General features: G+C 49.7%; 27 protein-coding genes. 25 read left to right on the top strand and 2 right to left on the bottom strand.

The features are described 5' to 3' along the window. The 5 genes from HNR45_RS01765 (at position 1) to HNR45_RS01745 (ending at position 4,634) form a co-directional block, all read left to right on the top strand. Positions 1-1,161 carry a hypothetical protein gene (locus HNR45_RS01765; RefSeq protein WP_159821767.1) on the top strand — a complete coding sequence of 387 codons (1,161 nt, stop codon included), beginning with the start codon at positions 1-3 and terminating at the stop codon, positions 1,159-1,161. A gap of 59 nt (positions 1,162-1,220) precedes the next feature. Beyond that, the gene (gene brxF / locus HNR45_RS01760; RefSeq protein ID WP_024048643.1) at positions 1,221-1,685 is read left to right on the top strand and encodes a BREX-3 system P-loop-containing protein BrxF; all 465 of its coding nucleotides are present in this window, start codon (positions 1,221-1,223) and stop codon (positions 1,683-1,685) included. A gap of 60 nt (positions 1,686-1,745) precedes the next feature. Then, positions 1,746-2,252: an NUDIX hydrolase gene (locus tag HNR45_RS01755; protein WP_159821769.1), complete on the top strand. Its 507-nt coding sequence runs from the start codon at positions 1,746-1,748 to the stop codon at positions 2,250-2,252. A gap of 25 nt (positions 2,253-2,277) precedes the next feature. Next, positions 2,278-3,072: an undecaprenyl-diphosphate phosphatase gene (locus HNR45_RS01750; protein WP_159821771.1), complete on the top strand. Its 795-nt coding sequence runs from the start codon at positions 2,278-2,280 to the stop codon at positions 3,070-3,072. Positions 3,073-3,338: 266 nt separating this feature from the next. Further along, positions 3,339-4,634 (top strand): S-layer homology domain-containing protein, encoded by a 1,296-nt coding sequence (locus tag HNR45_RS01745; RefSeq protein ID WP_235020546.1) that lies wholly within the window; start codon positions 3,339-3,341, stop codon positions 4,632-4,634. 117 nt (positions 4,635-4,751) lie between these two features. Here HNR45_RS01745 and HNR45_RS01740 read toward each other — a convergent pair whose 3' ends face one another. Beyond that, positions 4,752-5,999 (bottom strand): MFS transporter, encoded by a 1,248-nt coding sequence (locus HNR45_RS01740; protein ID WP_159821773.1) that lies wholly within the window; start codon positions 5,997-5,999, stop codon positions 4,752-4,754. A gap of 161 nt (positions 6,000-6,160) precedes the next feature. On the opposite strand from HNR45_RS01740, the gene HNR45_RS01735 reads away from it, so the two are divergent. From HNR45_RS01735 to HNR45_RS01715, 5 genes are all read left to right on the top strand, one after another. After that, a complete protein-coding gene (locus HNR45_RS01735; protein ID WP_024049057.1) occupies positions 6,161-6,391 on the top strand; it encodes a YdbC family protein in 231 nt (76 codons plus the stop codon). 60 nt (positions 6,392-6,451) lie between these two features. Beyond that, on the top strand, positions 6,452-7,627 hold the full coding sequence (locus tag HNR45_RS01730) for a cation diffusion facilitator family transporter (protein ID WP_159821775.1): 1,176 nt from the start codon (positions 6,452-6,454) through the stop codon (positions 7,625-7,627). A 51-nt stretch (positions 7,628-7,678) separates the two neighbouring features. Next, entirely contained in the window at positions 7,679-9,784 is a 2,106-nt protein-coding gene (locus tag HNR45_RS01725; RefSeq protein ID WP_159821777.1) for a polyribonucleotide nucleotidyltransferase, read from the top strand. A 6-nt stretch (positions 9,785-9,790) separates the two neighbouring features. Then, positions 9,791-10,240: a dUTP diphosphatase gene (dut, locus tag HNR45_RS01720; RefSeq protein WP_159821779.1), complete on the top strand. Its 450-nt coding sequence runs from the start codon at positions 9,791-9,793 to the stop codon at positions 10,238-10,240. Positions 10,241-10,305: 65 nt separating this feature from the next. Beyond that, positions 10,306-11,631: a thymidine phosphorylase gene (locus tag HNR45_RS01715; protein WP_159821781.1), complete on the top strand. Its 1,326-nt coding sequence runs from the start codon at positions 10,306-10,308 to the stop codon at positions 11,629-11,631. A 52-nt stretch (positions 11,632-11,683) separates the two neighbouring features. Here the strand turns inward: HNR45_RS01715 and rpsT are convergent, their stop codons facing one another. Continuing rightward, entirely contained in the window at positions 11,684-11,962 is a 279-nt protein-coding gene (gene rpsT / locus HNR45_RS01710) for a 30S ribosomal protein S20 (RefSeq protein ID WP_024049051.1), read from the bottom strand. A gap of 112 nt (positions 11,963-12,074) precedes the next feature. Between rpsT and acpS the strand changes: the two genes are divergently transcribed. The 15 genes from acpS (at position 12,075) to groL (ending at position 24,580) form a co-directional block, all read left to right on the top strand. Beyond that, positions 12,075-12,467 (top strand): holo-ACP synthase, encoded by a 393-nt coding sequence (gene acpS, locus HNR45_RS01705; protein ID WP_024049050.1) that lies wholly within the window; start codon positions 12,075-12,077, stop codon positions 12,465-12,467. Then, a complete protein-coding gene (locus HNR45_RS01700) occupies positions 12,454-13,962 on the top strand; it encodes an NAD(P)H-hydrate dehydratase (protein ID WP_159821783.1) in 1,509 nt (502 codons plus the stop codon). The genes acpS and HNR45_RS01700 overlap by 14 nt, the downstream gene beginning before the upstream one ends. Continuing rightward, the gene (locus HNR45_RS01695) at positions 13,959-14,906 is read left to right on the top strand and encodes a ComEC/Rec2 family competence protein (protein WP_159821785.1); all 948 of its coding nucleotides are present in this window, start codon (positions 13,959-13,961) and stop codon (positions 14,904-14,906) included. Before HNR45_RS01700 ends, HNR45_RS01695 begins: the two co-directional genes overlap by 4 nt. Further along, on the top strand, positions 14,881-15,132 hold the full coding sequence (locus HNR45_RS01690; RefSeq protein WP_159821787.1) for a hypothetical protein: 252 nt from the start codon (positions 14,881-14,883) through the stop codon (positions 15,130-15,132). Before HNR45_RS01695 ends, HNR45_RS01690 begins: the two co-directional genes overlap by 26 nt. 96 nt (positions 15,133-15,228) lie before the next feature. After that, positions 15,229-16,266 carry an N-acetylmuramoyl-L-alanine amidase family protein gene (locus HNR45_RS01685; protein WP_159821789.1) on the top strand — a complete coding sequence of 346 codons (1,038 nt, stop codon included), beginning with the start codon at positions 15,229-15,231 and terminating at the stop codon, positions 16,264-16,266. Continuing rightward, on the top strand, positions 16,263-16,826 hold the full coding sequence (locus HNR45_RS01680) for a GerMN domain-containing protein (protein WP_184327494.1): 564 nt from the start codon (positions 16,263-16,265) through the stop codon (positions 16,824-16,826). Before HNR45_RS01685 ends, HNR45_RS01680 begins: the two co-directional genes overlap by 4 nt. Positions 16,827-16,923: 97 nt before the next feature. After that, positions 16,924-17,883, top strand: coding sequence for a thiamine-phosphate kinase (thiL, locus tag HNR45_RS01675; protein ID WP_159821793.1), 960 nt, complete (start codon positions 16,924-16,926; stop codon positions 17,881-17,883). Next, the gene (gene tsaE, locus HNR45_RS01670) at positions 17,880-18,359 is read left to right on the top strand and encodes a tRNA (adenosine(37)-N6)-threonylcarbamoyltransferase complex ATPase subunit type 1 TsaE (protein WP_159821795.1); all 480 of its coding nucleotides are present in this window, start codon (positions 17,880-17,882) and stop codon (positions 18,357-18,359) included. The genes thiL and tsaE overlap by 4 nt, the downstream gene beginning before the upstream one ends. After that, on the top strand, positions 18,343-19,038 hold the full coding sequence (tsaB, locus tag HNR45_RS01665; protein ID WP_159821797.1) for a tRNA (adenosine(37)-N6)-threonylcarbamoyltransferase complex dimerization subunit type 1 TsaB: 696 nt from the start codon (positions 18,343-18,345) through the stop codon (positions 19,036-19,038). The genes tsaE and tsaB overlap by 17 nt, the downstream gene beginning before the upstream one ends. After that, complete coding sequence (gene rimI / locus HNR45_RS01660; protein WP_159821799.1) at positions 19,011-19,481, top strand: ribosomal protein S18-alanine N-acetyltransferase; 471 nt, start codon at positions 19,011-19,013, stop codon at positions 19,479-19,481. The genes tsaB and rimI overlap by 28 nt, the downstream gene beginning before the upstream one ends. Next, on the top strand, positions 19,478-20,491 hold the full coding sequence (tsaD, locus tag HNR45_RS01655) for a tRNA (adenosine(37)-N6)-threonylcarbamoyltransferase complex transferase subunit TsaD (protein WP_159821801.1): 1,014 nt from the start codon (positions 19,478-19,480) through the stop codon (positions 20,489-20,491). The genes rimI and tsaD overlap by 4 nt, the downstream gene beginning before the upstream one ends. Further along, the gene (locus HNR45_RS01650) at positions 20,491-21,882 is read left to right on the top strand and encodes a sensor histidine kinase (RefSeq protein ID WP_159821803.1); all 1,392 of its coding nucleotides are present in this window, start codon (positions 20,491-20,493) and stop codon (positions 21,880-21,882) included. Before tsaD ends, HNR45_RS01650 begins: the two co-directional genes overlap by 1 nt. Further along, on the top strand, positions 21,879-22,466 hold the full coding sequence (locus tag HNR45_RS01645; RefSeq protein WP_024049038.1) for an ANTAR domain-containing response regulator: 588 nt from the start codon (positions 21,879-21,881) through the stop codon (positions 22,464-22,466). Before HNR45_RS01650 ends, HNR45_RS01645 begins: the two co-directional genes overlap by 4 nt. Before the next feature lie 125 nt (positions 22,467-22,591). Beyond that, positions 22,592-22,879: a co-chaperone GroES gene (groES, locus tag HNR45_RS01640; protein ID WP_024049037.1), complete on the top strand. Its 288-nt coding sequence runs from the start codon at positions 22,592-22,594 to the stop codon at positions 22,877-22,879. Positions 22,880-22,948: 69 nt separating this feature from the next. Beyond that, positions 22,949-24,580, top strand: coding sequence for a chaperonin GroEL (groL, locus tag HNR45_RS01635; protein WP_159821805.1), 1,632 nt, complete (start codon positions 22,949-22,951; stop codon positions 24,578-24,580). The last annotated feature ends 57 nt before the right edge of the window (positions 24,581-24,637 follow it).

The raw sequence follows: 24,637 nt of genomic DNA, 5'->3' as shown, positions 1-24,637 counted from the left end.
ATGAAAAAATACAGTTTACAAAAGTTCTTGATCGCCGCTTGCGCCATATCATTACCGTGTTTTGCCGCAGCACAAGCGGATATGACAACCAAGACGGTGACGCCGCCGGGAGTCAATTCAGAGGCCGGTGCCGCGCGCCAGGAAACGGGTCCTGACGGGAATCAGAAAATGCTCGTATGGAGTGTTGCTAAAATTCAAAACGAATCGCTTACGGCGCAAGATTTTTCTATAGGAGGCCTGCGTCTCGGTGACGATCCGGAGAGATTAACCGGCGTGTTGGGAGCGCCCTTGACAATCATGCGGGGAAATCGTATCGATCGCTACCATTTTAAAGAGGCGGAAGCGACAGTACAACAGAGCTTGCCGTATGGTCAAAAAACGGCTGCGACGATCGGGGTGGAACCGATACGAACACTGACCGGACTCAGCGCGCTTACAGTCACCAAAACAAAGCTCATGACACCGCGTGGTATCGGCATCGGCAACAGCCGTGAAAATGTAATCCGCGTATACGGCACGCCTTCTCGAGTAGAATATGAGTCGTCGACAAAAACTTCGTACTACCGCTATCGGCTGTACGAAAATGAAATTAACTATGAATTGACCTTTGCCATACATGAATTGCAGGTCAAGTCCATGCAGCTGGCATATGTCGCTGTACCCAAAGAGAAACATGACTTGTCATTCATCGTCAATACGCCGGCATCGCTATTGGGTTTTGTTCCGGGAACAATGTATCAAGAGCCCTCCTGGTCGGAGTGGGAAACGCATTTGACGCAGGGAGAAACCGAAATTTGGATGCATGGTGACTTCGGGGTAACGGTAGAAAGCAAGACGCAAAGAATAAAACGCGTATTTTTACGCAATACAAATGTGGCGACGGATAAAGGCATTGCGATTGGTGACAGCCTTTCGACGGTGATACATATTTACGGCGAACCGAATGCCATCGTGTATGCGGGTGATCAACAGCAAACGGCATTATTGTATTACCCGCAAAATCTTGCGAAGCGAATCTACCTGGTTTTTGTGTTGGATACGCAAAAAGATCAGTTAACGGATATCATTTTGACGCAAGGGCGGATCAGCGAGGCGGCTACGCCGGAGGAACGCTACGGTTTTACGCGCACATCACAAGATAAATCCGACGCGCAAGTCTAGCTATTTCAGAAAATCTATATTATAATAACCATAACAAAATTGTACAGGGGCGTGATAGCATGGTGACAGTTGCAGATGTAAAGGCACGTGTACAGGAAGTTCAGGAATTACCGGAAAAGTTACTCTTTGTGGTCGGCGGTGCCGGTTCGGGGAAAAGTAAACTTTTGCGGGAAGTGGAACGAGCGGAAGATTATACTTACGTGGAAGCCAAAGAGCTTTTAATGGAAAAACTGTTTGAAATGGAAAATGAAGAGCGCAAGGTGGAAGCTAAAGAATCTTTTGTGAAAGCATTCAAGGCGCTTGCTGCGGACATTGTGATTTTAGACGGCGTGGAAATCCTCTTTGCACCGATCTTTAAATTAGAGCCGCTGGAAATCATTAAAAAGCTCAGTCAGGATCATACCATTATCGTTGGCTGGCGCGGTTCGTTTGACGGCAAGACTTTAAAATTGGAACATAACAGTAAAGAAAATTATTTCAGTACTGACATTGATGATCCGAAACAGGTCATTACGCTGGACTGATGTAACCATAGCTGAGGAACCGCTTCTGCGGAAGCGGTTCTTCTTTTTTGTGGAGGCGGCATGGATTATCGCTATTGCCCATATTGCGGCACACCCTTGGTAACGAAAACGGATAAAGAGCCGCCGTGCTTGTATTGCCCGCACTGCGAAAAATTTTTGTACCGCAATCCGATGGCGGCGGTGGCGGGAATTGTTTTGAATGACACAGGCGCGATACTGCTGGTCCAACGCGCCGCCGGCGAAACCTATCCGGGGAAATGGTGTATTCCCTGCGGCCATATTGAGTGGGGCGAAGATATCCGCGCGGCATTGGTTCGGGAAATGGCGGAGGAAACGGGTCTTGCCGTTACGGCCGAGCGCATTTATGAAGTAGAGTCCAACTTCCATCAACCGGCGGCGCTCAGTGTCGGCTGCTGGTTTATGTGCACGGTAACGGGCGGGGATTTGCAAGCCTCGGATGACGCGGCGGATGCGCGTTATTTTCACTATCGGTATTTGCCGGAGCTGGCATTCCCGACCGATCGAATGGTGTTGAATAAATTGTTTTATCAAGGTTTATTAGCCTAAGAATTACATGCAGGAGGAACGAATTATGTATGAATATTTTGCCGCGTTAATCATCGGCATTGTGGAAGGTATCACGGAATATATTCCGGTATCCAGTACCGGACACATGATCATTGTCGGAGATATGATCGGCTTTTCCGGCACGAAAGAAAGCGTCTTTGAAGTGTTTATTCAGTTGGGCGCGATTTTGTCGGTGCTTTTGATTTATAAAGATAAATTTAAAATGATGCTGCGGCGCGAAAACTGGTTCAAAAAACGCGGTACTTCCTGCTACAACCTGGTTTGCGCGATGCTGCCGGCGATGGCGATCGGCTACTTGACGCATCACTTTATTAAGACGTACTTATTCGGCTGGCAAACGGTCGTTATCGGTTTGATCTTGGGCGGCATTCTGATGTTGTTTGCGGAACGTGTTAATATTCGAACGCGCACTGCCGATGTCGACGCCATTACGACAAAACAGGCGGTTCTGATCGGCGTATTCCAAGTTCTTTCTTTATGGCCCGGATTTTCGCGTAGCGGCTCGACGATTTCGGGCGGGCTGTTACTCGGCATTTCCCGCAAAGCGGCCGCGGATTTTTCATTCATCATGGCCGCGCCGTTGATGTTTGTAGCATGCACCTATGATTTATTGAAAATTTGGCGGTATTTGCATTGGAGCGATTTCGGCATTTTTGCATTGGGCTTTGTCACTGCCGCCGTCGTTGCTTATGCGTCGGTACTGTGGTTCTTGAAATTTTTAAATAATTCAAGCCTGGCTTCGTTCGCGTACTATCGTTTTGCGCTCGCGGTGGCAACCTGCCTGTATTTTTGGCTTTGATAAAAGAATTGTCTGGAATTAAAAATAACCGTCAGGAGATATTCCCGGCGGTTATTTTAATTATGCAATCAATGACTAAAATAAAATTGATAAACACTAGCAAATTCTTAGGGATATCTGCTATAATTATTACAATTTAGACAAGTTGAGCTCTGACTTGTTTAATGGGAGAAGCGCGGGATAGAGGAAACCAGGCAACTCGCATTCCAAGATTCTCCTGCACAAAAAGAGCAATGGGATTTATATTTTGTAAAAGGAGAGTGTCAATGATGAACAAAAAATTGGCAACAGTATTGGCAGCTGCTTGCGTCCTCGGCGCAACGACAGCATTCGCGGCCCCGAATCCGTTCTCGGATGTAACTCCGAACGACTGGGCTTACCAGGCAGTATCCCAACTCGCCGCTGAAGGCGTAGTCGAAGGCTACCCGGATGGAACATTCAAAGGCCAGCAAAACATTACCCGTTTTGAAATGGCGCAGATGGTCGCTCGCGCGATGGTAAAACAGGATCAGTTGAACGCGGAACAACAGGCGCAATTGAACCGTTTGGCTGACGAATTCGCGAACGAACTGAACAGCCTCGGCGTACGTGTTTCCAACTTGGAAAACCGTGTAGGCAACGTAAAATTGACCGGTGACGCTCGCGTTCGTTACATGGACGAGAACGATAAAGATTATTTCGATATGCGTGTTCGCCTCCAGGCTAACGCGAAAGTATCGGACAACACCAAGGTAACCGCTCGCATCAGCTCGGGTAGCTTCGGTTTTGACAGCGAAGATCAAGACCCGGAACTGAACCTTGATCAATTGTATATTGAACACGGTTTCAACGATAATTTCGGCGCGAAAGCAGGCCGTTACGACTTGACTCTCGGCGCGACGGGCGTATTCTATGATTCTACATTTGATGGTGCGGAAATCAACTTTGGTAAAGACTTCAACTTGGCAGTCGGCTACGGCTACATGAAAGACTTCACCGATGAGGTGAAAGAATATGCCTTTAATGGCAAAGCTCCGAAAGCTTGGTTCGTACAGGCGGGGACCGACTTGACGGATGGTCTTGGCGTTGCCGCTTTCTACCTGAACGTGCCGGATGCTGAACTTGAAGATGGCGTAGACCAAGGTGGTAATCCCGTATTTATAAAAGACGACTTGGAATTCTGGGGCGCCGGCTTGAACTACCGGTTCAACGATGCGCTGCAGCTCCGTGGCGACTATGTACGCAACACGAAGGTCGACAACGATCCGGAACTCTGGACCGCGGGAGTACTCTTCGGCGCTGCCGACACGAGCAAAGTCGGTTCCTTCGAAATCGGTGCTGACTATGTAAGCGTTGAACCGGGAGCTTACTTAGGCGGCACGACCATGACGCTCGGTGATCCGATGGAGCTCTCTTTCTACGGTAAAACAACCTACTGGCAGGCGCAGGCCAGCTTCGTACCGGTAGAGAATGTTATGCTGAGCGCTTACTACGCATTTAACATTGATGTTGATGCTGACGCTGAAGATATTGCGGGTCGTGATGGCAACATGTGGGGCGTTGAACTCAACTACTTCTTCTAATGAAGAAACAAAAAAGAGGCGTTTTACGCCTCTTTTTTATTGCCGTAAATTAAGAGTTAAAGAACTGTTTAGGGCGATGCCTGCATGTCGTAGTAAATGTTCCGGTTTGCCAATATTTTACGGATTTACCTGAAACGCATGGGGATCTTTTTGCAGGCGCAGGTAAACATGGCGACCGATCGGAATAAGCAACAGGAAAGAGAGCAGCGCGCAAGTCATGATGCCGAAACGTACGCCGAGCCATTCGATCAGCCAACCGGTCAGCAGATTACCGGGCGGCGTCGCGCCTAAGAAAACAAGCGAATACAATGATAAAATCCGGCCGCGATAGGCAAGCTCCGTATTCATTTGCACCAACGTATTGGCGCTGATTAAAAACGTCAAGACGAAAAAGCCGAACACGGCGAACATGCCAAGAGCCAAATAGAATGAATCAACCAGTGCTAAAATGAACAGTAATGAAGTGGCCGTTAAAGCGCTGCCGAAAAGAAGCCGCGCGCTGGGCCGGCCGTCGGCGAGCGAAGCGGAAAGCAGGGCGGCAGTAAAAGAACCGACACCGATCGCTGACGTGATTAGTCCGAAACCGGTCACCCCGCGATGTAAAATTAAATCCGCATATACCGGCGAGATAACATTATAATTCATAATAAAAGTGGAAATGATGAAAAGCACAATCAACGTGCTGTAAACGGGCATGTTGTGCGCCGCATACGAAATGCCGTCGCGCATATCCGACAGCGGCGTTTGGACGCGCTCCTTCGCCTTTGGCGCACCGACGATCGGCAAATTCCAATACGTCCAAAGCACCGGGATCATCAAAACGGCGTTGGCGAAAAAGAGCCATCCCGCGCCGTACTTAGCCATCACTACCGCGGCTATGGCCGGACCGATCATACGGGCGACATTAAAGTTGGCGGAATTCATACTGATGGCGCTGCGCAGATTTTTCGGTTGTACCAATTCCGCGACATACGATTGCCGCGCCGGAGTGTCGATAGTTTGAATGCAACCGTATAAGAAAGCTAAAAATAATACATTATAGTAATTGACCCAACCGGTGAAAACGAGCAATGCGAGCAGGAGCGCTTGCACGAAATAAGCCGCCTGTGTAAAACGAACGAGGGAACGTTTGGCGATACGATCCACCACAACACCGGCCGGCAATGAAAAGAGCATGATCGGGCCAAATTGAGCGACGCCTAAAAGACCGAGCAACAATGGTGAACCGGTCAATGAATAGACCAGCCATTGCTGGGCGGTAAGCTGCATCCATAGACCGATCAAAGCGACCCATTGGCTCAGCCAGAAACGACGAAAGTACACTTCCGACATTGCCGGGAAAGTACGATAAATCAAAGCGAGCATGAAAGAATCTCCTTATCCGAACATATTTCTCTCATTATGATAGCATATCGAGTTTGCCCGGATAAGTAGCGCCAAACGGTAAATAGTTGTAAGCACCATTTACATATGCTATGATTGTAATTAATGCGAGAATACTGGGAAAAAATAGGAGTGTGAAAAAAATGGCCACAATTAATTTTGAAATTGAAAAAGTACTTGGCGATCTTTCGACCAACCGTGACGGTTGGAAAAAGCAGCTGACTTTTACAAGCTGGAACGGTCGCGCTGCAAAATTTGATTTGCGCAGCTGGGAGCCGGAATATAACGCCATGACGAAAGGTTTGACATTGACAAAAGAAGAGTTGTTAAAGCTCAAAGACATTTTGAACGAAATGGACTTTGATGAATTTTAACAAATGACGTACACATGACGTTCTACTTCGGTAGGACGTCTTTCTATTCCGGGGGAAGTTATGGAAAATACGCAGCATAGAAAACAAATCGGCCTTCTATTGCTGGTCTATACCGTAATCAAAGTATTGCTCTCCGGCGGTAAAATGGGTCTCGGTTACTGGTTCGGATCGGTCGCGGTCGTTGGTGACGGGCTGCATGATCTTACGGATATCGGCAGTTCTTTTATGATTGCGCTGTCGCTGTATATGATGGGCAAACCTGTCAATCGCGAGCATCCGTTCGGACAGGCCCGCATCGAATACGTGGCGACAAGTGTTATCGGCGTTATCATTTTACTGGCCGGATTTGGCGTCGGTGCGGAAGCATTGCATCGGATTATGTATCCGCAGTATCTTGTCATAGAGCCGGTTCTGATTGCGGTATTGGTGTTGTCACTTGCTGTACAAATGGGATTGATTCTTTTTTTTCGCCGCTTAAAAATACGTGACGGGTCGGATATTTTAGCCGCGCTTACCGCGGACGCCGCCAGCGATTTCTTAATGACGGCAGGCGTTTTATTGGCCGTCGGAGCGCAGTACATTGGCGGTTGGCAAATTGATGAATATACCGGCGTATTGGTGTCGCTTGCGCTTTTATATACAGGCATGAAAGTTCTTTATATGGGCGTAGACAAGCTTTTAGGCAAGGGGATCAGCCTGGCTGAAGAACAGGAGATATTGGCCGCCGTAACGAATATGCCGGGGGTGGAAGGCGCCCACGATTTAATTGTGCATGATTATGGGCCCGGACTCCGCTTTTTGAGCATTCATATCGAAGTCGACAGTCGAATGAATTTACTGGAAGCGCATCATGTGGCGGATTCCATTGAGCGGCGCTTGCGCGATAAGTATAAGGCGCAGTCACTCGTGCACGTGGATCCGCGTAACATTTCCAATCCGGCGACACTGGCGGTTGAAAATAATGTGCGTCGACTGGTCGCGCAGGTGAATCCGCGTTGGGATGTTCATGACTTTTTTGCGACAAAACAGGGCGATATCTGGGCGGTTCATTTTGATATTTCAGTAGAAGACGGTACGCGCGACGATGACGAGACCATTTATCGACAGGTAAGGCAGATGATTCACGCTCGTTATCCCGAATATAAGTTGTCGATTGTGGTGGATCGCCATTATGTTACAGGCAGAATCATGCACGATGAGGACGTTGTGCCTGAAAACTTGACTAATAGCAGATGATAAATCATAATTGTAATGTTAAGGATTATAAAGGGAAATAGGAGGAATGACATGAACGAGGTGTTCAAAACAGAATGGGCGGGACGCCCGCTGGTTATCGAAACCGGCAAGTTTGCTAAACAGGCAAGTGGTGCCGTCATGGTGCGCTACGGTGATACCGCCGTGCTGGTCACTGCGACCGGCGCCAAAAAGCCGCGCGAGGGTACGGACTTTTTCCCGCTGACGGTAGATTATGAAGAAAAATTGTATTCCGTAGGGAAAATTCCCGGCGGATTTGTAAAACGCGAAGGTCGACCCGGTGAATCCGCGATTTTGAACGCGCGCTTGATTGATCGTCCGATTCGCCCGCTGTTTGATAAAGGCGTACGCAACGACGTGCACGTGGTCGCGACGGTGCTTTCCGTCGATCAGGACAATGCACCGGAAATGGCGGCGATGCTCGGCGCCTCGGCGGCGCTTTCCATCTCGAATATTCCGTTTGAAGGTCCGATTGCCGGCGTTAAGGTAGGTCGGGTCAATGGCAATTTTGTCATCAATCCTACGGTGCAGCAACGCGAAGAATCGGATTTGATGATTACAGTTGCCGGTACGGATGACGCGATTTTGATGGTCGAGGGCGGCGCACAGGAAATTCCTGAAGAAACGGTCTTGGACGCGATCATGTTCGGCCATGAAGAAATTCGTCGACTGGTTGCTTTCCAGCAGGAAATGGTCGCTAAAGTCGGCAAAGAAAAGCTCGTTTACGACGTGCATAAAGTCGATGAAGTGATTGCGCAAGCGGTGGAAGATTACGCAGCGGAAAACCTTAAAAACGCGATTTTCGACAAAGATAAACAAACGCGTGAAGCGCATATGGACGAAGTCAAAGAAGAAGCGCGCGCGCATTTCGAAGATATTTATCCGGAACAGATGGCGGATGTCGGTATGGCGCTTGATGCGTTGACCAAGCGTATCGTACGACGCATGATTTCCGTCGATAAAATCCGTCCGGACGGACGCGCCTTGAACGAGATCCGACCGATTACCTGCGAAGTCGGTTTGCTCGCACGTACGCACGGTTCGGCACTGTTTACGCGTGGTCAAACCCAAGCGCTCACGGTGACCACACTCGCGCCGCTTTCGGAAAAGCAGACGATTGATGACGTTTCCGAACGTACAGAAAAACGCTATATTCATCAATATAATTTCCCGTCTTACAGTGTCGGTGAAACACGTCCGACGCGTGGCCCGGGGCGTCGTGAAATCGGTCATGGCGCGCTCGCGGAGCGTGCTTTGGTACCGGTAATTCCGTCAGAAGCGGAATTTCCGTACGCTTTGCGTGTCGTTTCGGAAATTTTGGAATCCAACGGTTCCTCTTCCATGGCAAGCGTTTGCGGCAGCACGATGTCGCTGATGAATGCGGGTGTACCGATTAAAGCGCCGGTCGCAGGCATCGCTATGGGTCTTGTCAAAGACGGCGAAGATTACGCGATTTTAACGGATATTCAGGGCATGGAAGATGCCCTCGGTGATATGGACTTTAAAGTAGCCGGTACCGAACAGGGTGTCACCGCGATCCAGATGGACATTAAAGTCGACGGTTTATCCCGTGAAATTTTGGCTTCCGCGCTGCAACAGGCACATGAAGGACGCCATTTCATCCTCGGCAAAATCGCCGAATGCATTACCGAACCGGCCAAAGACCTTTCGCCGTATGCGCCGCGCATTATCACGATGCAGATTAAAGTGGATCAGATCCGCACTGTCATCGGACCGGGCGGCAAAACGATCAACGGCATCATTGATGCTACCGGCGTGAAGATTGATATCGAAGAAGACGGTACCGTTTATATCGCTTCGGTAGACGGTGAAGGCGGTAAAAAAGCGGTCGAAATGATCGAACGACTCGTCAAAGAAGTAAAACCGGGTGAAGTGTACTTGGGTAAGGTTACTCGCTTGATGAAATTTGGCGCGTTTGTAGAAGTATTGCCGGGCAAAGAAGGTCTGGTTCATATTTCGCAGCTGGCGAAAGAGCGTGTCGAAAAAGTTGAAGACGTCGTCAACATCGGCGATGAAATCATGGTTAAAGTAACCGAAATTGATAAGCAGGGCCGTATCAACTTGTCGCGTAAAGCGCTGTTGAATGAAAATGAAAACGGTCCGAAGGCAAAGGAGTGAACCGGAGTGCAACCGATTCGCGGCTTTGAAGTAGTGACGGAATATGCCGATCGAGAGATTACGCTACCCGAACGCAAAACGACGGAAAGCGCTGGCTATGATATTGAAAGCGCCGCCGATGTGGAGCTGTTACCCGGTAAGGTGACATTAGTGCCGACCGGATTGAAGGCGTTTATGGGAATGGGAGAGTACCTGGCCATTTTTATTCGCTCGGGTATTTCGATTCGTAATCAGCTTTTGCTGATTAACGGCGCCGGCATTATTGACAGTGATTACTACAACAATGAAGAAAATGAAGGTCATATTATGATTGCCATTTACAATGCGGGAGAAGAGTCCTACATGGTGAAAAAAGGCGACCGCGTGGCGCAGGGAATTTTTTCGCAATACCTGCTGGTGGCGGATGATCAGGCAACCGGTGTGCGCACCGGAGGAATCGGCAGCACCGGTCAGTAGTGTGATTTTCGTAAATAAAAGCGGACTGCCGAAGCAGTCCGCTTTTATTTACACAAGGAGGATCAATGGATGCACTGGCAATGATTCGCAAAGCGCGGTTGGGAGAGCAGGCTACCGCGGACGAATTAAAGAAATGGGTACAAGCCTGTACGGCAGGCGAGGTTCCCGATTATCAGATGGCCGCCTGGTTAATGGCGGTGTATTTCCAAGGGCTTACCAAAAAGGAAACGACCGATCTGACATTGGCAATGGAACATTCAGGTAAGACGTTTGCCGGCCGCAATTTAGGATATTCATTGGTGGATAAGCACAGCACGGGCGGCGTGGCGGATACCACTACGCTGATTGTGGCGCCGCTGGCGGCGGCATGCGGTGCGCATTTAGCTAAAATGTCCGGGCGGGGTCTGGGATTTACCGGCGGTACGCTGGATAAATTGGAGTCGATTCCCGGGTTTCAAGTGCAGCTCACGGAAGCGGATTTTATCCGTCAGGTGGATGCGATCGGTTTGGCGGTTATCGGCCAAAGTGCGGAGCTCGCACCGGCGGATGGGATTTTTTACGCGCTGCGTGACGTGACGGAAACGGTCGAAAGCATGCCTCTTATCGCATCATCGGTTATGAGCAAAAAACTTGCGGCGGGCGCAGACGGTATCGTGCTTGATGTTAAATGCGGTACGGCCGCATTCATGCATAATCGCAAGCAGGCCAAAGCATTGGCGCAGCTGATGGTAGATATCGGGGAGGCCGCCGGTCGGAAGATGACGGCATTCGTCACAGACATGAATGTGCCTCTTGGGAGCGCTATCGGTAATTCGCTCGAAGTCGATGAAGCCGTCGAGGTTCTTTCGGGTGGCGGTAATCAGCGCTTGGTCACATTGTCACTTCATCTGACGGCGGCCCTTTTGCTGACGGCAGGTGTTGTTGGAACCCTTGCTGAAGGACTGACGAAAGCACGGCAAGCAATAGCTGACGGTGCGGGTTTGCAAAAATTTACGGAATGGATCGCGGCGCAAGGCGGCGAAACCGCTTGGATCGGTCAGGAACCCTTGACAAAAAAAGTCAACACGCTCACTGTAAATGCGCCGCAAGCAGGCTATCTTGCCGCCATCGACGCGTTAGCTTTGGCGGGAGTGGCATTGTCGCTGGGGGCCTGCCGTCGGGCGAAAGGCGATCGCATTAATTCACAGGTGGGGATTCGTCTTTGCGCGGAGCCGGGAGCTTATGTCGAAAAGAATACACCGTTGGCATGTTTATACGGCGCTAAAAATACTGACCTGGATCAGTATGCAACGCGAGTGGAACAGGCATTTACATTGCAACAGGAGAAAATCGAGTTGCCGCTGATTTATGAAGTTTTGAGCCATGATGTGACGGTTGAGCAGGGCGAATAAAGCAGTAAAAAAGAAAAATAAAAAAGCTACCGAAGTAGCTTTTTTATCTTTATTACTTAGCTTCTGCGTCGTTTTGTGCTTGCAGCTTGTTGCGCAACGCCGATTTTTTACGAGCGGCATTGTTTTTATGAATCACACCTTTGGAGGCTGCCTTGTCGATCAATTTGGACGCATTGTTAAACGCGGCTTGAGCGGCTTCGGCATCGCCAGCGGCGATCGCATCAACGGTACGTTTGGTTGCCGTACGGATACGAGATTTAGTCGCAGTGTTCTGGGCACGACGTTCAGCGTCGGTCTTCATGCTTTTAATGCTGGATTTGATTTGCGGCAATGGTGTCACCTCCTTTATGTATATTCGATTTCCATGCCTTCATACCTTAAAATTTTATCATATTGACAACAGTTGCGCAAGCAATAGACGCATTCGATAGGATGGGAATGTAATGAAAATTTATTTTGGTAACGATATTGTGAAAATTTCGCGCATCCAAAAAGCCTGTGAGCGGCATCCGCAGTTTTTGGAACGCGTTTTTACGGCCGGCGAAATTGCTCATGCGCAAGGCCGTGTGCAAATGCAATGGGCGTCATTGGCGGGAATTTATGCCGCGAAAGAAGCCGCGGTCAAGGCTCTTACCACCGGGTTCCGTAAAGGTAAATTTACGGACGTGGAAATTTCGTGGAGTGAACTGGGGCAACCGATGCTGCAATGGCACGGTGTGTACGCGGAGCAAGCGCAAAGCCTTGGCATTATAAGCGCCTCGGTTTCCATCAGTCATGAAAAAGAAATGGCTATCGCCGGAGTTACTTTACTGGGAGAGACGAATGCGAATCGTTAATACGGCAGAAATGCGGGCGTTAGAAAAAGCATGGAGCGAGTCCGCACAGCGACCGTTGATTGATTTGATGGAACAGGCGGGTAAAGCCGTTTGGGACACGATCGAAAAAATATATGCGCCGCATACCGGTGCGCACTGGGTGGTTTTTGCCGGTAGCGGTAATAACGGTGGTGATGGTTATGTGGCGGCCCGTTATGCGGCAACGGCTGGCATATATGTAACCGTCATTCATATCGGTGACCCGCAAAAAATGACTGCGGACACGCGTACCAACTATGAACGTTTTTGTGCTGCCGGCGGACAAGTTACGTTCGCTGCCGGCGGACAATTACCGGAGATTTCTGAAGTGCATGGTATCGTAGATGCGTTGATCGGGATCGGATTAACTGCACCGTTACGTTCCCATCTGCTGGAAACCGTTGCAGCAATCAATGCAACGGCAAAGAAGCGGGATTGCCCTGTGGTGGCGATCGATGTGCCGACAGGAGTGAATGCTGACACCGGCAATATCATGGGTGACGCCGTCAAAGCGTCTTTGACAATAACGATCGGCGCCGCTAAGCAAGGGCTGTGCATGTGTCCTGCACGAACCTATGTGGGTAACCTTCAAGTGGCTGGCTTAGCCATGACAAAAGCGGATTTTGTCGGATCGACCGTACTTATTACGGAGAAAAATATTACCTGGCCGCGGCGCACACCCTTGAGTCATAAAGGAACGCAAGGGCATGTTGCCATCTTCGCGGGCTGTGTCGGTATGGAAGGAGCCGCTTTGCTTTGCGCGAAGGCGGCGTTGCGAGCCGGTGCCGGTAAAGTCACATTGTTCATGCCGAAAAACGCGGCACGAAATATTATTGGCCATATTCCCGAGGTAATGGTAAAGCCGGTCGGCAATACCGACTTTTTTGCACTTAAGGATACGGAAATCGACGTATCCGGTTATGATGCCATCGCTATCGGTTGCGGCATCGGTCGTGCCAAAGAAACAACCGACTGGGGAGTTGCTATGACAGAGAAAATCTCCTGTCCGTTTGTTTGTGATGCGGACGGTTTGTATGCTCTGGCGCAGCATCCCGGACATAGATTGCCTGCGCGATGTGTGATTACTCCGCACCTTGGCGAAGCTGCGCGGTTGTTGCATGTGACGAACCGGGAAATAGCGAATGATCGTCCCGGTTACGTGAAAGCACTGCACGCCGCTACGGGAGCGGTCGCTGTTTTGAAAGGAGCCTCGACATTATTGTTTGAAGGCACAAGGTTAGCGGTAAATACAACAGGCAATGCCGGATTGGCGACGGCCGGCACAGGTGACACATTGACAGGAATTATTGCCGCTCTTTTAGCGCAGGGCTTAGCGCCGGCAGATGCGGCGGCGACCGGCATATGGTGGCACGGCGCTGCCGCTGATCGTTTGGCGGGGCAATACGGTTACGGCTTTTTAGCTACTGAAGTGGCGGATGCTTTACCTTATATCTATAAGGAACAGGTCATGGAATGAGAAAAAGTATATTTATATTGATTGTCACTGCGTTTATTATGTTATTGACGGGCTGCCAGCATGTGATCCCATCCGGCGGCTCACCATTCGATTTGCAAGCACAGAGAAAATTTCCCAATCCTTTTTCATCGCTTACCGAATCAAAGGAATTGGTGATTCGCTGTCTGGATATCGGACAGGGAGATGCCACTCTGATTGAATGGCAGGGCAAGTGGACGTTGATCGATACGGGAGATGTCGAACATCGTTCGGCACTTACTCAATATTTGGATCGGTACGGTGTCAAAGAAGTGGAAAACCTGATCATTACGCACCCTGACGGTGACCATTTAGGCGGCGCCTATGCAGTATTGAAACACGTACCGGTGCAGCATGTATTTGATGACGGTCTGACTAAAACAAATGCGATTTACCGCACGTATTTGAAGACGCTTGCTAAAAAAGGTTTGCGTCCGTATGTTCTTACGCAGGGAATGCAGATTGATTTAGGTGCAGGCGTGTACTTTGATGTACTCGGGCCGACGGAAAATGTAATGTATAAAAAAGGGATGCCGGATTATAATAACCACTCGATAGTCATGAAATTGGTAGCAAATCAATTTACGATGCTCTTTACGGGCGATGCAGAAAAGCTACAGGAACATGAACTTTTGCAGGCACATGGCAAGAAACTTGCAGCTACTGTTTTAAAAGTCGGTCACCACGGCAGCAAGACCGGCACGACGGAATCCTTTTTAGCTGCGGTACGACCGCAGGTGGCGACAATTTCCAGCGGCCGCGGAAATCCTTACGGAGTGCCGCATGCACCGGTGTTGAAACGGTTGCAAAAACGAGGGATCCGCATTTATCGTACGGATCGCAATGGAACCATTACTGTCCGTACCGATGGCAATACATATACAGTGGAAGGAGAATACAATGAAGCCGATCCGACTCGTTATTGATCGCCAAACGGCAAAATGGACCGACATGGTAGCGGAAGACGAAACGACAATCCGCTTACCGAGCGACTGGTTGCCTGAGGGAACCGCCGTAAATGAGGTGGTCACACTTTCTTTGCAGACGGATCGGCAAGCTACAGCCGATATTGCAATGGAAGTCATGCAGTTGCGTTGCAAGCTGGATGCTGCGGGAGAAAAATTGCCACCGCATGTCCGGAAAAAGGATTAAGCATAAAAATTGAAATCCATTTTTAAAATGGCTTAATCTTATTCGCTGTTTTCAATGTTATAATAAAGGCATTGAACCGGTTGGAGGAGGTGGACCGTGCGAAAACTGATTTTATTTTGTTTTTTCTGTACATTGCTTTTTTCTCAAACAGTCCCTTCGTTTGCGGCACATGTGGAAGCATTGCGATGGGTCACCCGTAATGATGCCCATGTTCCGTTTGTTCGTGTAGTCATGGATGTAGATCGTCTGCCCAGTATCGATGCCCAATTGAGCAAGGACGGTAAGGATCTGAAAGTAACGCTGGCGAAGACTGACGGTAACAAAATTGTCGGTAAATACACATTGAATCCGACGATGGTGTCGAAGCTCAATGTAAGCAGGGAAAACGATGATACCGTTTTGTATTTTCGATTTCCGCAGGCATTGTCGAAAAACAGTGTGAAAGTATTCCCGTTGAAACGCGATAAAAAACATAATAAACCCTATCGTGTGGTGATTGACATACCGCAGTATGTTCCTGTGCCCACGTTTAAAACAACGGCAGGTTTAAAGGGGAAAACGATTGTTATTGATCCCGGGCACGGGGGCACGGATGTAGGTGCTATCGGTGAAGGAGATGTATATGAAAAGAACATCACCTTACCGATTGCAATTTATTTGAAACCGATGTTGGAAGAAAAGGGCGCAAAAGTATACTTGACGCGCGAGACTGATCGCGATGTGGCGCGACCGCATGCTAACGGTGACGAGGAATTGCAGGCGCGCGTGGATGTGGCGGAAGCTCATGCGGCGGATGCATTTATCAGTATTCATATCGATTCGTTTGTCCGCCCGGATATTGACGGCATGACCGCCTATTATTGCAGTGGATCCCTGTATGGTCAGTTGCTGGCGGAATCGTTGCATGAAGCAAATCTTGCCGAAGTGGATTTCGGTGACCGTGGAGTACGCACAGCGAATTTCTATGTACTTTGCAACAGCAGCATGCCGTCGACATTGTTGGAACTCGGATTTATTTCAAATCCCCGGGAACGTGCCGAATTACAAAAACCGAATGTTCAAAAGGCATTGGCGAAGAGCATTGTAGACGGATTAGAAACATACTTTAAACGGGCTGAGGAGCATTCCAGATGACAAATAAAGGCTTGTATTTTTTAGAAAAGAGATGGCCGATCTGCGCATTGCTGCTGTGCATGGTTTTGATGATCGCCGGCTGCGCGCCTTCGGCACCATCGACAAAGACAATGGGCGCAAGTCAACCGCAGCAGGTGGCGACAACCGAAAAGACGCTGGTCACCTATATTCCCAGTAAAGATGCAGAGCATCTTGTGCCGGTAAAGATAAATGTGCCGTCAGATCAGTACACGCCGAACCGGGCGGTAGAAGAAATGTTGATCGCAGACCGCAAGCTGGAATATCCGATTTGGCCGAAAGACGCTAAGGTCAAAAAAGTCGAGGTCAATCAAAACAAGAAACTTGCTACCGTAGATCTCAATCAGGCTGTCAAAAATAACCAGGGCGGTTCTTTAGGAGAAATTTTGATGGTGTATGAAACGGTTAATACCTTGACAAGTTTTCCGGAGATTGAACGTGTGCAGTTCACGATGGAAGGCGAGCCGATCGAATCCATCACGGGTCACTTGGATTTGACGAAGCCGTTGGAACGGGATGAACAATTGATCGAAAACAAATAATTAAAAAGCCGCGAATGTATTCGCGGCTTTTTCTTTTGTTCCCGGTAAAGCGGCGGAGCGAATATGCTACAATAACATAAGATAAGGAGGAGATGCGATGACAGCGATCCGTGATGAATTTGCTTTGATTCGGGATATCGCCGCATTATGTCCGACCCAAGGGGCGGCGGTTCGTGTGCCGTTGAATGATGACGCTGCCGTTGTCGCTATTCCTCCGAAAACGGAACTGGTAGTGACGACGGACACACTTACCGAAGGCGTTCATTTTTCGGCGCAGACGATTACGTTTCAAGAGCTCGGCTGGAAACTTGCAGCGGTCAATTTGAGTGATCTTGCGGCGATGGGGGCACAACCTTTGGGGATTGTTGTAGCTTTGGCGCTACCGCAGACGACGCAAAAAGAGGACATGATTTCGTTATATCGTGGTTTAGGAGAGTGCCTGCGCACGTATGATGCGCTACTCCTGGGCGGAGACACCGTACATTCACGACATGGCATGACACTGACCGCGACAGCGCTCGGATATGTGCCGTGCGGTCAGGCTGTAACCCGAAGCGGTGCGCAGCCGGGGGATCGAATTGTTTTGACGGGACCTACCGGATACGCGGCGCTGGCATATCATCTGCTTGCGCGCGGGATGTCTCCCGAGGCGTCGTTGCGGGCGTTTCAAAACACGCCACGACCGCAATTGGCCAAAGGAAAATTATTGCGGGAGCTTGGCGCGACCGCGATGAACGATATCAGTGACGGACTCGCGTTCGCTTTGGGGGATATGGCAAAACAGTCGGAAGCACGTTTCGAAGTCGAACAAAGTGCGCTTACCTGGCAAAGCGATTTGGCACAACGTTCGGATTCGCATGCGCTCCGTGCGGAAGACCTGATTTGGTACGGTGGCGAAGACTTTGAACTCGTCGCCACACTGCCGGCGACATCACCTGTACCGCAAGGAATGTATGAGATCGGTCGCGTTACAAAAGGAAGCGGCTTATTTATATGCGATGGCGATACGTGTCACGCATTGCAAGTCACCGGCTATAATCATTTTGGAGGCATATGAAACAGCAAGCAGTATTTATTACTAAGGGACAGGATGAAACCCGTCAGCTCGGAACGATTTTTGCTCGGCATGCGTATGACGGATTATATTTGGCACTGGCAGGCGACTTGGGCGCCGGGAAAACACAATTGGCGAAAGGGGTAGCGCAGGGCTTAGGGATTGCGGGTGAGGTGACAAGTCCCACGTTCACCATTTTGCATGAGTATGATACAGAGCCGCTTGCGTTTCACCATTTTGATTTATATCGACTGGAGAGTGCGGCGGAACTTTCCAATATAGGTTTTGAAGAATTTGGGCGTGAAGGCGTGACGCTGGTAGAATGGGCGGATAAATTTTTAGAGGAGTTACCGCAATATGCGGTGCAGGTTCAAATGTATAAGAAAGATGAAATGACACGAGAAATTATCGTTAGGACGCAAGATAAGAAAGCGCAACAATGGTTGGAGGAGGTGGCGACAGATGTGGCTCGCACTTGATACATCGGGTGCTACCTCGAACGTAGCGGTGGGGACGGCGGAAAAAGCAGTGGCGGAACTTTCCGTGCGGCGCAAACGCACGCATTCCGAACAAATCGTTCCCCATATAGAAGCAGTCCTTCGCCTTGCGGGGCTTGATCGTGTCGACCTGACCGGTATTGCGGTAACATCCGGACCGGGCTCATTTACCGGACTGCGGATCGGGTTGGCGACGGCGAAAGCAATGGCGTTTGCGTTGCAGATTCCGCTCGTCGGAGTGAATACCATGCACGCGCTGATGTATAATTATAAAAATGCTGCCGGGCCGTTGCTTTCTTTATTGGATGCGCAAAAAGGAAATGTCTACTACAGCTTAGGAAGATGGACTGACGGCCGGTTGGAATTGGCCATCGACAGTCGCATTGCGCCTCTTAACGAAGTCATTGCCGCAGTCAAAGATCAGACGGAAGATGTCATATGTCTGGGCGAAGCGGCGGAGCTTTTCGCCGCTGAACTCAAAGCGGCGGGATTGCGGTTGGCGCCGCCCTACCAACAGGCAGTGCGAGCCGCGGCGCTCTTGGATTGTGCGTCGGCGGAATGGGCCCAGCGCGGAAGTGATGATGTATTTACGCTGGTACCTCAATATTTACGTAAAAGTGAGGCGGAAGTGCTATGGGAAAAGCGCCGGAAAATAAAATAAATATTCGTATCGCGATTACTGATGATTTGCCGGCTATTGAACGAATTGAAAAAGATTGCTTTCCCGATCCATGGTCGGCAAAGACGTTGCGACATGATTTCTTGCAGGGCCCCGGTAATTTTTTGGTTGCTACCAACGGGACGGAAGTCATCGGTTACGTGAATCTGTGGTTTGTAGCGGATGAAGTACAACTCATCCGGATTGCGGTCGTGTCCGACCAAAGGGAACAGGGTATCGGTACGCAATTGTTGGCGCGGGCCATTGAAGAAGCGAATGATCGTAAAGCACGGTATTTACATTTAGAAGTGAGGGAATCAAATACCGTCGCGCTGGATTTATATCAGCGGGCAGGATTTGTCGTGCGAACGAAGCGTGAAGATGCATATAGTAACCCCCGTGAAGACGGTTATTTACTGACGCGGGAACTGGAGGAAACAGAGTGAAAATTTTGGCATTGGAAACGAGTTGCGACGAAACATCGGCGGCAGTTATCGAAGACGGTCGTACGGTGTTGGCGGATATTATCGCCTCGCAAATCGATATCCATCGTCGATTCGGCGGTGTGGTTCCCGAAATCGCATCGCGTCACCACATAGAAGACGTGATGCCGGTCGTAGCGGAAGCACTGACGACGGCAGGGCTTACGCTCGCCGATATCGATGCGATTGCAGTCACGCAGGGGCCGGGACTCGTGGGTGCATTGCTTGTCGGTGTTGCCTGCGCAAAAGCACTCAGTTTCGCAGCGGCTAAGCCTCTGCTCGCGGTAAATCATATGGAGGGGCATATTTATGCTAATCTGGTGGCGCATCCGGACTTAGAGCCGCCGTTTTTGACGTTGGTTGTTTCCGGAGGGCATACCATGCTGGTAGATGTGCCGGCGTACAACGAATTTCAACTGCTCGGCGAGACCAAGGATGATGCCGCCGGCGAAGCTTTTGATAAAATCGCTCGCGTGATGGGCTATCCGTACCCGGGCGGACCGCATATCGATCGCTTGGCGGCCGAAGGAAATCCGCATGCGATTGAATTTCCGCAAGCACTGCGTAATGAAGATAACTTTGATTTCAGTTTTAGCGGTGTAAAATCGGCGGTTTTAAATTATTTACATAATTGTGAGCAGCGTGGGGAAACGTATCGCCCGGAAGACGTAGCCGCATCATTTCAGCATGCGGTGGTGAATGTGCTGGTTGAAAAAACGATTCGCGCGGCGCAACAGCAACATCGTGACATCGTCTGCATTGCCGGCGGTGTGGCAGCCAACAGCGGCTTGCGTCAAGAGTTGGCAGCGGCGTGCGAACGCGCGGGGTTGCGACTTCTGACTCCGGACTTGCGTTTTTGCACCGATAATGCGGTGATGATCGGTTCCCGTGCTTTTTATCAATACGAGGCGGGACAATTTGCGGATTGGACGTTAAATGCAGACCCCAGATTGCCGTTCCGAGGGACGATGTGATGTCGTTTTCGTTGCGGGAGTATATTACGCAAACATCCGTTTCCGCTGTCGGCGCGCGTATTTTAACAGAGCTTACCGCGTGGCTGGGATTTTTAGCGGATTTAACGCAAAAAAATATTTTGTTTTTTGTGCCGGATGCGGAAAAGACTGCTGTTATTGTCACCGAAAAAGCAGCACCGGCGGTGGGTGTAGCCATTGATTTCGGTCAGGTAGGTGAGAAGTTTCCGCTCAAGTACGAACAAATTCTGACCGGTGTGTTGCGTACAGGGCGACCGATCAGCGGTCGACGGGAAGTCGAACTCGGAGTAAGTCTTTCGTTTGATGTATACCCGGTATTGGATAATGCCGGACTTGTGCTGGCGTTGATTGCATTCGTCGGCAGTCCGGATAATACCCCGCAACTTTTATTGGATAGTGCCTGGCGCTTACTGGGATTGCCCTATCCGACGGACGCGACGGAGCAAATGAACGTTTCCACGCAGGATGGCATACTTTTATATAATCCGGCGGGTCGCGTTGTTTATATGAATGAGATCGGGCAGCGTTTATTACATCTTTGGGAAGTTTCGCAGCCAAATACGGCGTTACGCATGAGCGACAGTCTGGTGATGGCGCCGGTCGAACAGGCGCGCACGGAAAAAGCGATTGTAACGGCGGAATGGGAGTTGCCGCAGGCGGTATTGGCCGCCAGAGCATTGCCAATTCCTGCGGAAGGTACCGTGGCCGGCGTGCTTTTGCTCTTAACCGACGTCACGATGCTACGACAAAAAGAAAAAGAAATTTTTGTCAAAGACGTCGTTATTCAAGAGATTCATCATCGTGTTAAGAATAATTTGCAAACCGTTGCCAGTCTCTTGCGGATGCAGGAACGGCGCAGCGGCGAGGAAACAAAAGCGGCTTTAAAAGAGGCGGAACGGCGTATTTTAGCGATTGCTTCCATTCACGACACGTTGGCCGCGCAAGTGGAAGATGAAGTCGATATTGCCCTATTGATCGAAGGATTGATTCAACAGTTGCGATTGGAATGGGCACCGGCCGTTGAAATTACTTGGGAGGCTGCCGGCACCTGGGGTACGGTGACATCCGAAGATGCACTGACGATCGGAATGACGGTGCACGAGCTGGTACAAAATGCTTGTGAACACGGCAAAGGGGAAAGCAAGCAACAACAAGTGAATGTACGCTTATACGGTGATACCGATGGGTTACGACTGACCATTCAAAATTTCGGTCCGCCGCTGCCGCCTGATTTTTCACCGGATCGGTATCGTCTCGGCTTGCAAATTGTGGCGAATCTGGTGAAATTCCATTTAGGCGGCACTTTTGTCATGCAAAACGAAAAAAATAGTGTGCTCGCTATTTGCCAATTTCCGCGCAAGGAGGAAAAATGATGGATCGCTTACGCGTAGTCGTAGCTGATGATGAAGGCTTGATCGCGATGGATGTTGCCGAAATGTTGACAGAATCCGGTTACGATGTGGTAGGTATCGGTAAAGACGGCGTAGAGGCACTCGCGCTTGGCAAAAAATGGCAGCCGGATATTTTTGTCTTGGATTTAAAAATGCCGCGTTTGGATGGAATTGAAACCGCCCGTCGATTGCGCTCGGAAGGACTGGGACCTGTTGTTTTGCTGACGGCCTACAGTGAAGAAAAATTGGTGCAAAAAGCAGGCGAGTCGGGAGTCTACGGCTACTTACTCAAGCCGGTGCGCGAGATCGATTTACGAGTCACTTTGCAACTGGCACTGGCTCGATATCGTGAACACAATGAATTGTCGCAGTCGCGCGCGCGTGCGGAAGAAAAGCTGGCGGCCCGTAAAACGATGGACCGTGCGAAAGGATACCTGATGAGCCGTTACCATTTAACGGAAGAACAGGCCTATGAAAAACTGCGAAATTTTGCCATGCAAAAAGGGAAAAAGATCGAAGATGTTGCCGCTGCTTTAGTGCAGCAAATAGCATCACCAAAAAGATAAAAAGACAAAAAATCAAAAAGACGCTTGCTTTTTTAAGGCAAGTGTCTTATTATTATATATGTAGTTAGCACTCAATGGATAGGAGTGCTAATAAATTCCGATAATCCTTCAAGGAGGTAATGTAGATGTTAAAACCATTAGCAGATCGTGTATTGATTAAAGTTGTAGAAGCAGAAGAAAAAACCAAAGGCGGTATTTTCTTGCCGGATACAGCGCAAAAAAAATCGCAAAAAGGGGAAGTTCTTGCTGTAGGACCGGGTAAAGTAGCCGACAACGGTACGCGGATTCCGATGGAATTGAAAGCGGGCGACCATGTACTGTTTGCCAAATATGCCGGTACGGACATCGAAGAAAACAACGAAAAATTCCTGCTGATTGCAGAACGCGATGTTCTCGCGGTTTTAGATAAATAAAAGTCAGTCGATTTCTGCTGATTACCAATCATTAAAATATATAAGCATATAAATAAGGGAGCGAACTAAATGGCTAAAACAATTCAATTTAATGAAGAAGCACGTCGAGCTCTTTTGGCGGGTGTCGATACGCTGGCGAATGCGGTCAAAGTAACACTCGGACCGAAAGGCCGTAACGTTGTTCTGGATAAAAAGTTCGGTGCGCCGACGATTACCAATGACGGCGTAACGATTGCTCGCGAAATCGAACTCAAAGATACGGTAGAAAACATGGGTGCGCAACTCGTCAAAGAAGTAGCGACCAAAACCAATGACGTGGCCGGTGACGGTACGACGACAGCGACCCTCTTGGCGCAGGCGATGATTCGTGAAGGCATGCGCAATGTAGCGGCCGGTGCTAATCCGATGGTACTGAAACGCGGCATTGAAATGGCGGTTAAACAACTCGTTGAAGAAATTAAAGCACATTCGATTACCGTTGAAGGTAAAGATGCCATTGCACAGGTAGCGTCGATCTCCGCCGGCGATGAAGAAATCGGTCAGATGATTGCCGACGCGATGGAAAAAGTCGGTAAAGACGGCGTTATTACTGTGGAAGAGTCCAAAGGTATGGGCACGCAACTTTCTGTTGTGGAAGGTATGCAGTTTGACCGCGGTTACATTTCGCCGTATATGATCACCGATACCGACAAAATGGAAGCGGTGATGAGCGATCCTTACATTCTCGTTACCGATCGTAAAATCGGCGCGATCGCGGATCTTCTGCCGGCGTTGGAACAAGTCGTTCAAGCGGGTAAAGAACTCCTGATCATTGCGGAAGACGTGGAAGGCGAAGCATTGGCGACCCTCGTTGTCAACAAACTGCGCGGCACATTCCGCGCGGTAGCAGTCAAGGCTCCGGGCTTCGGTGATCGTCGTAAAGCGATGCTCGAAGATATCGCGATTTTGACCGGTGCGACCTTGATCACTGAAGATCTCGGCCGTAAACTGGACAGCGTCACCTTGGCGGATCTCGGTTCGGCTCGTCAGGTACGGGTAGCGAAAGACGAAACGACGATCGTTGACGGTGCGGGTCAGTCGGAAGATATTAAGGCACGCGTAGCACAGATTCGTTCGCAATATGAAGCGGCTACATCCGAATTCGATAAAGATAAATTGCAAGAACGTTTGGCTAAAATGGCCGGCGGCGTAGCAGTGATCGAAGTCGGCGCGGCGACGGAAGTCGAGCTCAAAGATAAAAAATTACGTTTAGAAGATGCTCTCAACGCGACTCGCGCAGCGGTCGAAGAAGGTATCGTTGCGGGCGGCGGCACAACGTTCCTTGATATCCAGGGCGCATTGGACCAATTGGATGTCGAAGGCGACGTACGTACGGGCGTACAGCTTGTTCGTCGCGCGATTGAAGAACCGGTTCGTCAAATTGCAGACAATGCGGGTCTTGAAGGCTCGATTGTAGTAGATAAAGTCAAAGCGGCCGGTGCCGGTATCGGTTTCAACGCGTTGACGGAAGAGTATGAAGACATGGTCAAATCCGGTATTGTGGATCCGGCTAAAGTCACCCGTTCGGCGCTGCAAAATGCGGCCAGCATCGCGGCTCTTGTTTTAACGACAGAAGCAGTGATTGCCGATGAACCGCAGGAACAGCCGGCAATGCCTCCGGCAGGCATGGGCGGTATGGGTGGCATGGGCGGCATGATGTAAGCTCGCCACATTCGCATAAAATACACCTCGTTATTTGGCGAGGTGTATTTTATTTGA

It is taken from the genome of Negativicoccus succinicivorans (genome assembly GCF_014207605.1).
GTDB lineage: Bacteria > Bacillota > Negativicutes > Veillonellales > Negativicoccaceae > Negativicoccus > Negativicoccus succinicivorans.
This window is presented reverse-complemented; position numbering and strand designations above follow the sequence as displayed.

Coding starts and splice junctions, on each gene's coding strand:
- thiL (WP_159821793.1), top strand. CDS start 16,924: ATGACAGCGATCCGTGATGAATTTGCTTTGATTCGGGATATCGCCGCA.
- groL (WP_159821805.1), top strand. CDS start 22,949: ATGGCTAAAACAATTCAATTTAATGAAGAAGCACGTCGAGCTCTTTTG.
- groES (WP_024049037.1), top strand. CDS start 22,592: ATGTTAAAACCATTAGCAGATCGTGTATTGATTAAAGTTGTAGAAGCA.
- HNR45_RS01730 (WP_159821775.1), top strand. CDS start 6,452: ATGGAAAATACGCAGCATAGAAAACAAATCGGCCTTCTATTGCTGGTC.
- tsaE (WP_159821795.1), top strand. CDS start 17,880: ATGAAACAGCAAGCAGTATTTATTACTAAGGGACAGGATGAAACCCGT.
- HNR45_RS01755 (WP_159821769.1), top strand. CDS start 1,746: ATGGATTATCGCTATTGCCCATATTGCGGCACACCCTTGGTAACGAAA.
- HNR45_RS01765 (WP_159821767.1), top strand. CDS start 1: ATGAAAAAATACAGTTTACAAAAGTTCTTGATCGCCGCTTGCGCCATA.
- HNR45_RS01645 (WP_024049038.1), top strand. CDS start 21,879: ATGATGGATCGCTTACGCGTAGTCGTAGCTGATGATGAAGGCTTGATC.
- HNR45_RS01690 (WP_159821787.1), top strand. CDS start 14,881: ATGAAGCCGATCCGACTCGTTATTGATCGCCAAACGGCAAAATGGACC.
- HNR45_RS01695 (WP_159821785.1), top strand. CDS start 13,959: ATGAGAAAAAGTATATTTATATTGATTGTCACTGCGTTTATTATGTTA.
- HNR45_RS01715 (WP_159821781.1), top strand. CDS start 10,306: ATGGATGCACTGGCAATGATTCGCAAAGCGCGGTTGGGAGAGCAGGCT.
- HNR45_RS01680 (WP_184327494.1), top strand. CDS start 16,263: ATGACAAATAAAGGCTTGTATTTTTTAGAAAAGAGATGGCCGATCTGC.
- HNR45_RS01740 (WP_159821773.1), bottom strand. CDS start 5,999: ATGCTCGCTTTGATTTATCGTACTTTCCCGGCAATGTCGGAAGTGTAC.
- tsaB (WP_159821797.1), top strand. CDS start 18,343: ATGTGGCTCGCACTTGATACATCGGGTGCTACCTCGAACGTAGCGGTG.
- brxF (WP_024048643.1), top strand. CDS start 1,221: ATGGTGACAGTTGCAGATGTAAAGGCACGTGTACAGGAAGTTCAGGAA.
- HNR45_RS01650 (WP_159821803.1), top strand. CDS start 20,491: ATGTCGTTTTCGTTGCGGGAGTATATTACGCAAACATCCGTTTCCGCT.
- HNR45_RS01735 (WP_024049057.1), top strand. CDS start 6,161: ATGGCCACAATTAATTTTGAAATTGAAAAAGTACTTGGCGATCTTTCG.
- HNR45_RS01700 (WP_159821783.1), top strand. CDS start 12,454: ATGCGAATCGTTAATACGGCAGAAATGCGGGCGTTAGAAAAAGCATGG.
- rimI (WP_159821799.1), top strand. CDS start 19,011: ATGGGAAAAGCGCCGGAAAATAAAATAAATATTCGTATCGCGATTACT.
- HNR45_RS01750 (WP_159821771.1), top strand. CDS start 2,278: ATGTATGAATATTTTGCCGCGTTAATCATCGGCATTGTGGAAGGTATC.
- HNR45_RS01725 (WP_159821777.1), top strand. CDS start 7,679: ATGAACGAGGTGTTCAAAACAGAATGGGCGGGACGCCCGCTGGTTATC.
- HNR45_RS01745 (WP_235020546.1), top strand. CDS start 3,339: ATGATGAACAAAAAATTGGCAACAGTATTGGCAGCTGCTTGCGTCCTC.
- acpS (WP_024049050.1), top strand. CDS start 12,075: ATGAAAATTTATTTTGGTAACGATATTGTGAAAATTTCGCGCATCCAA.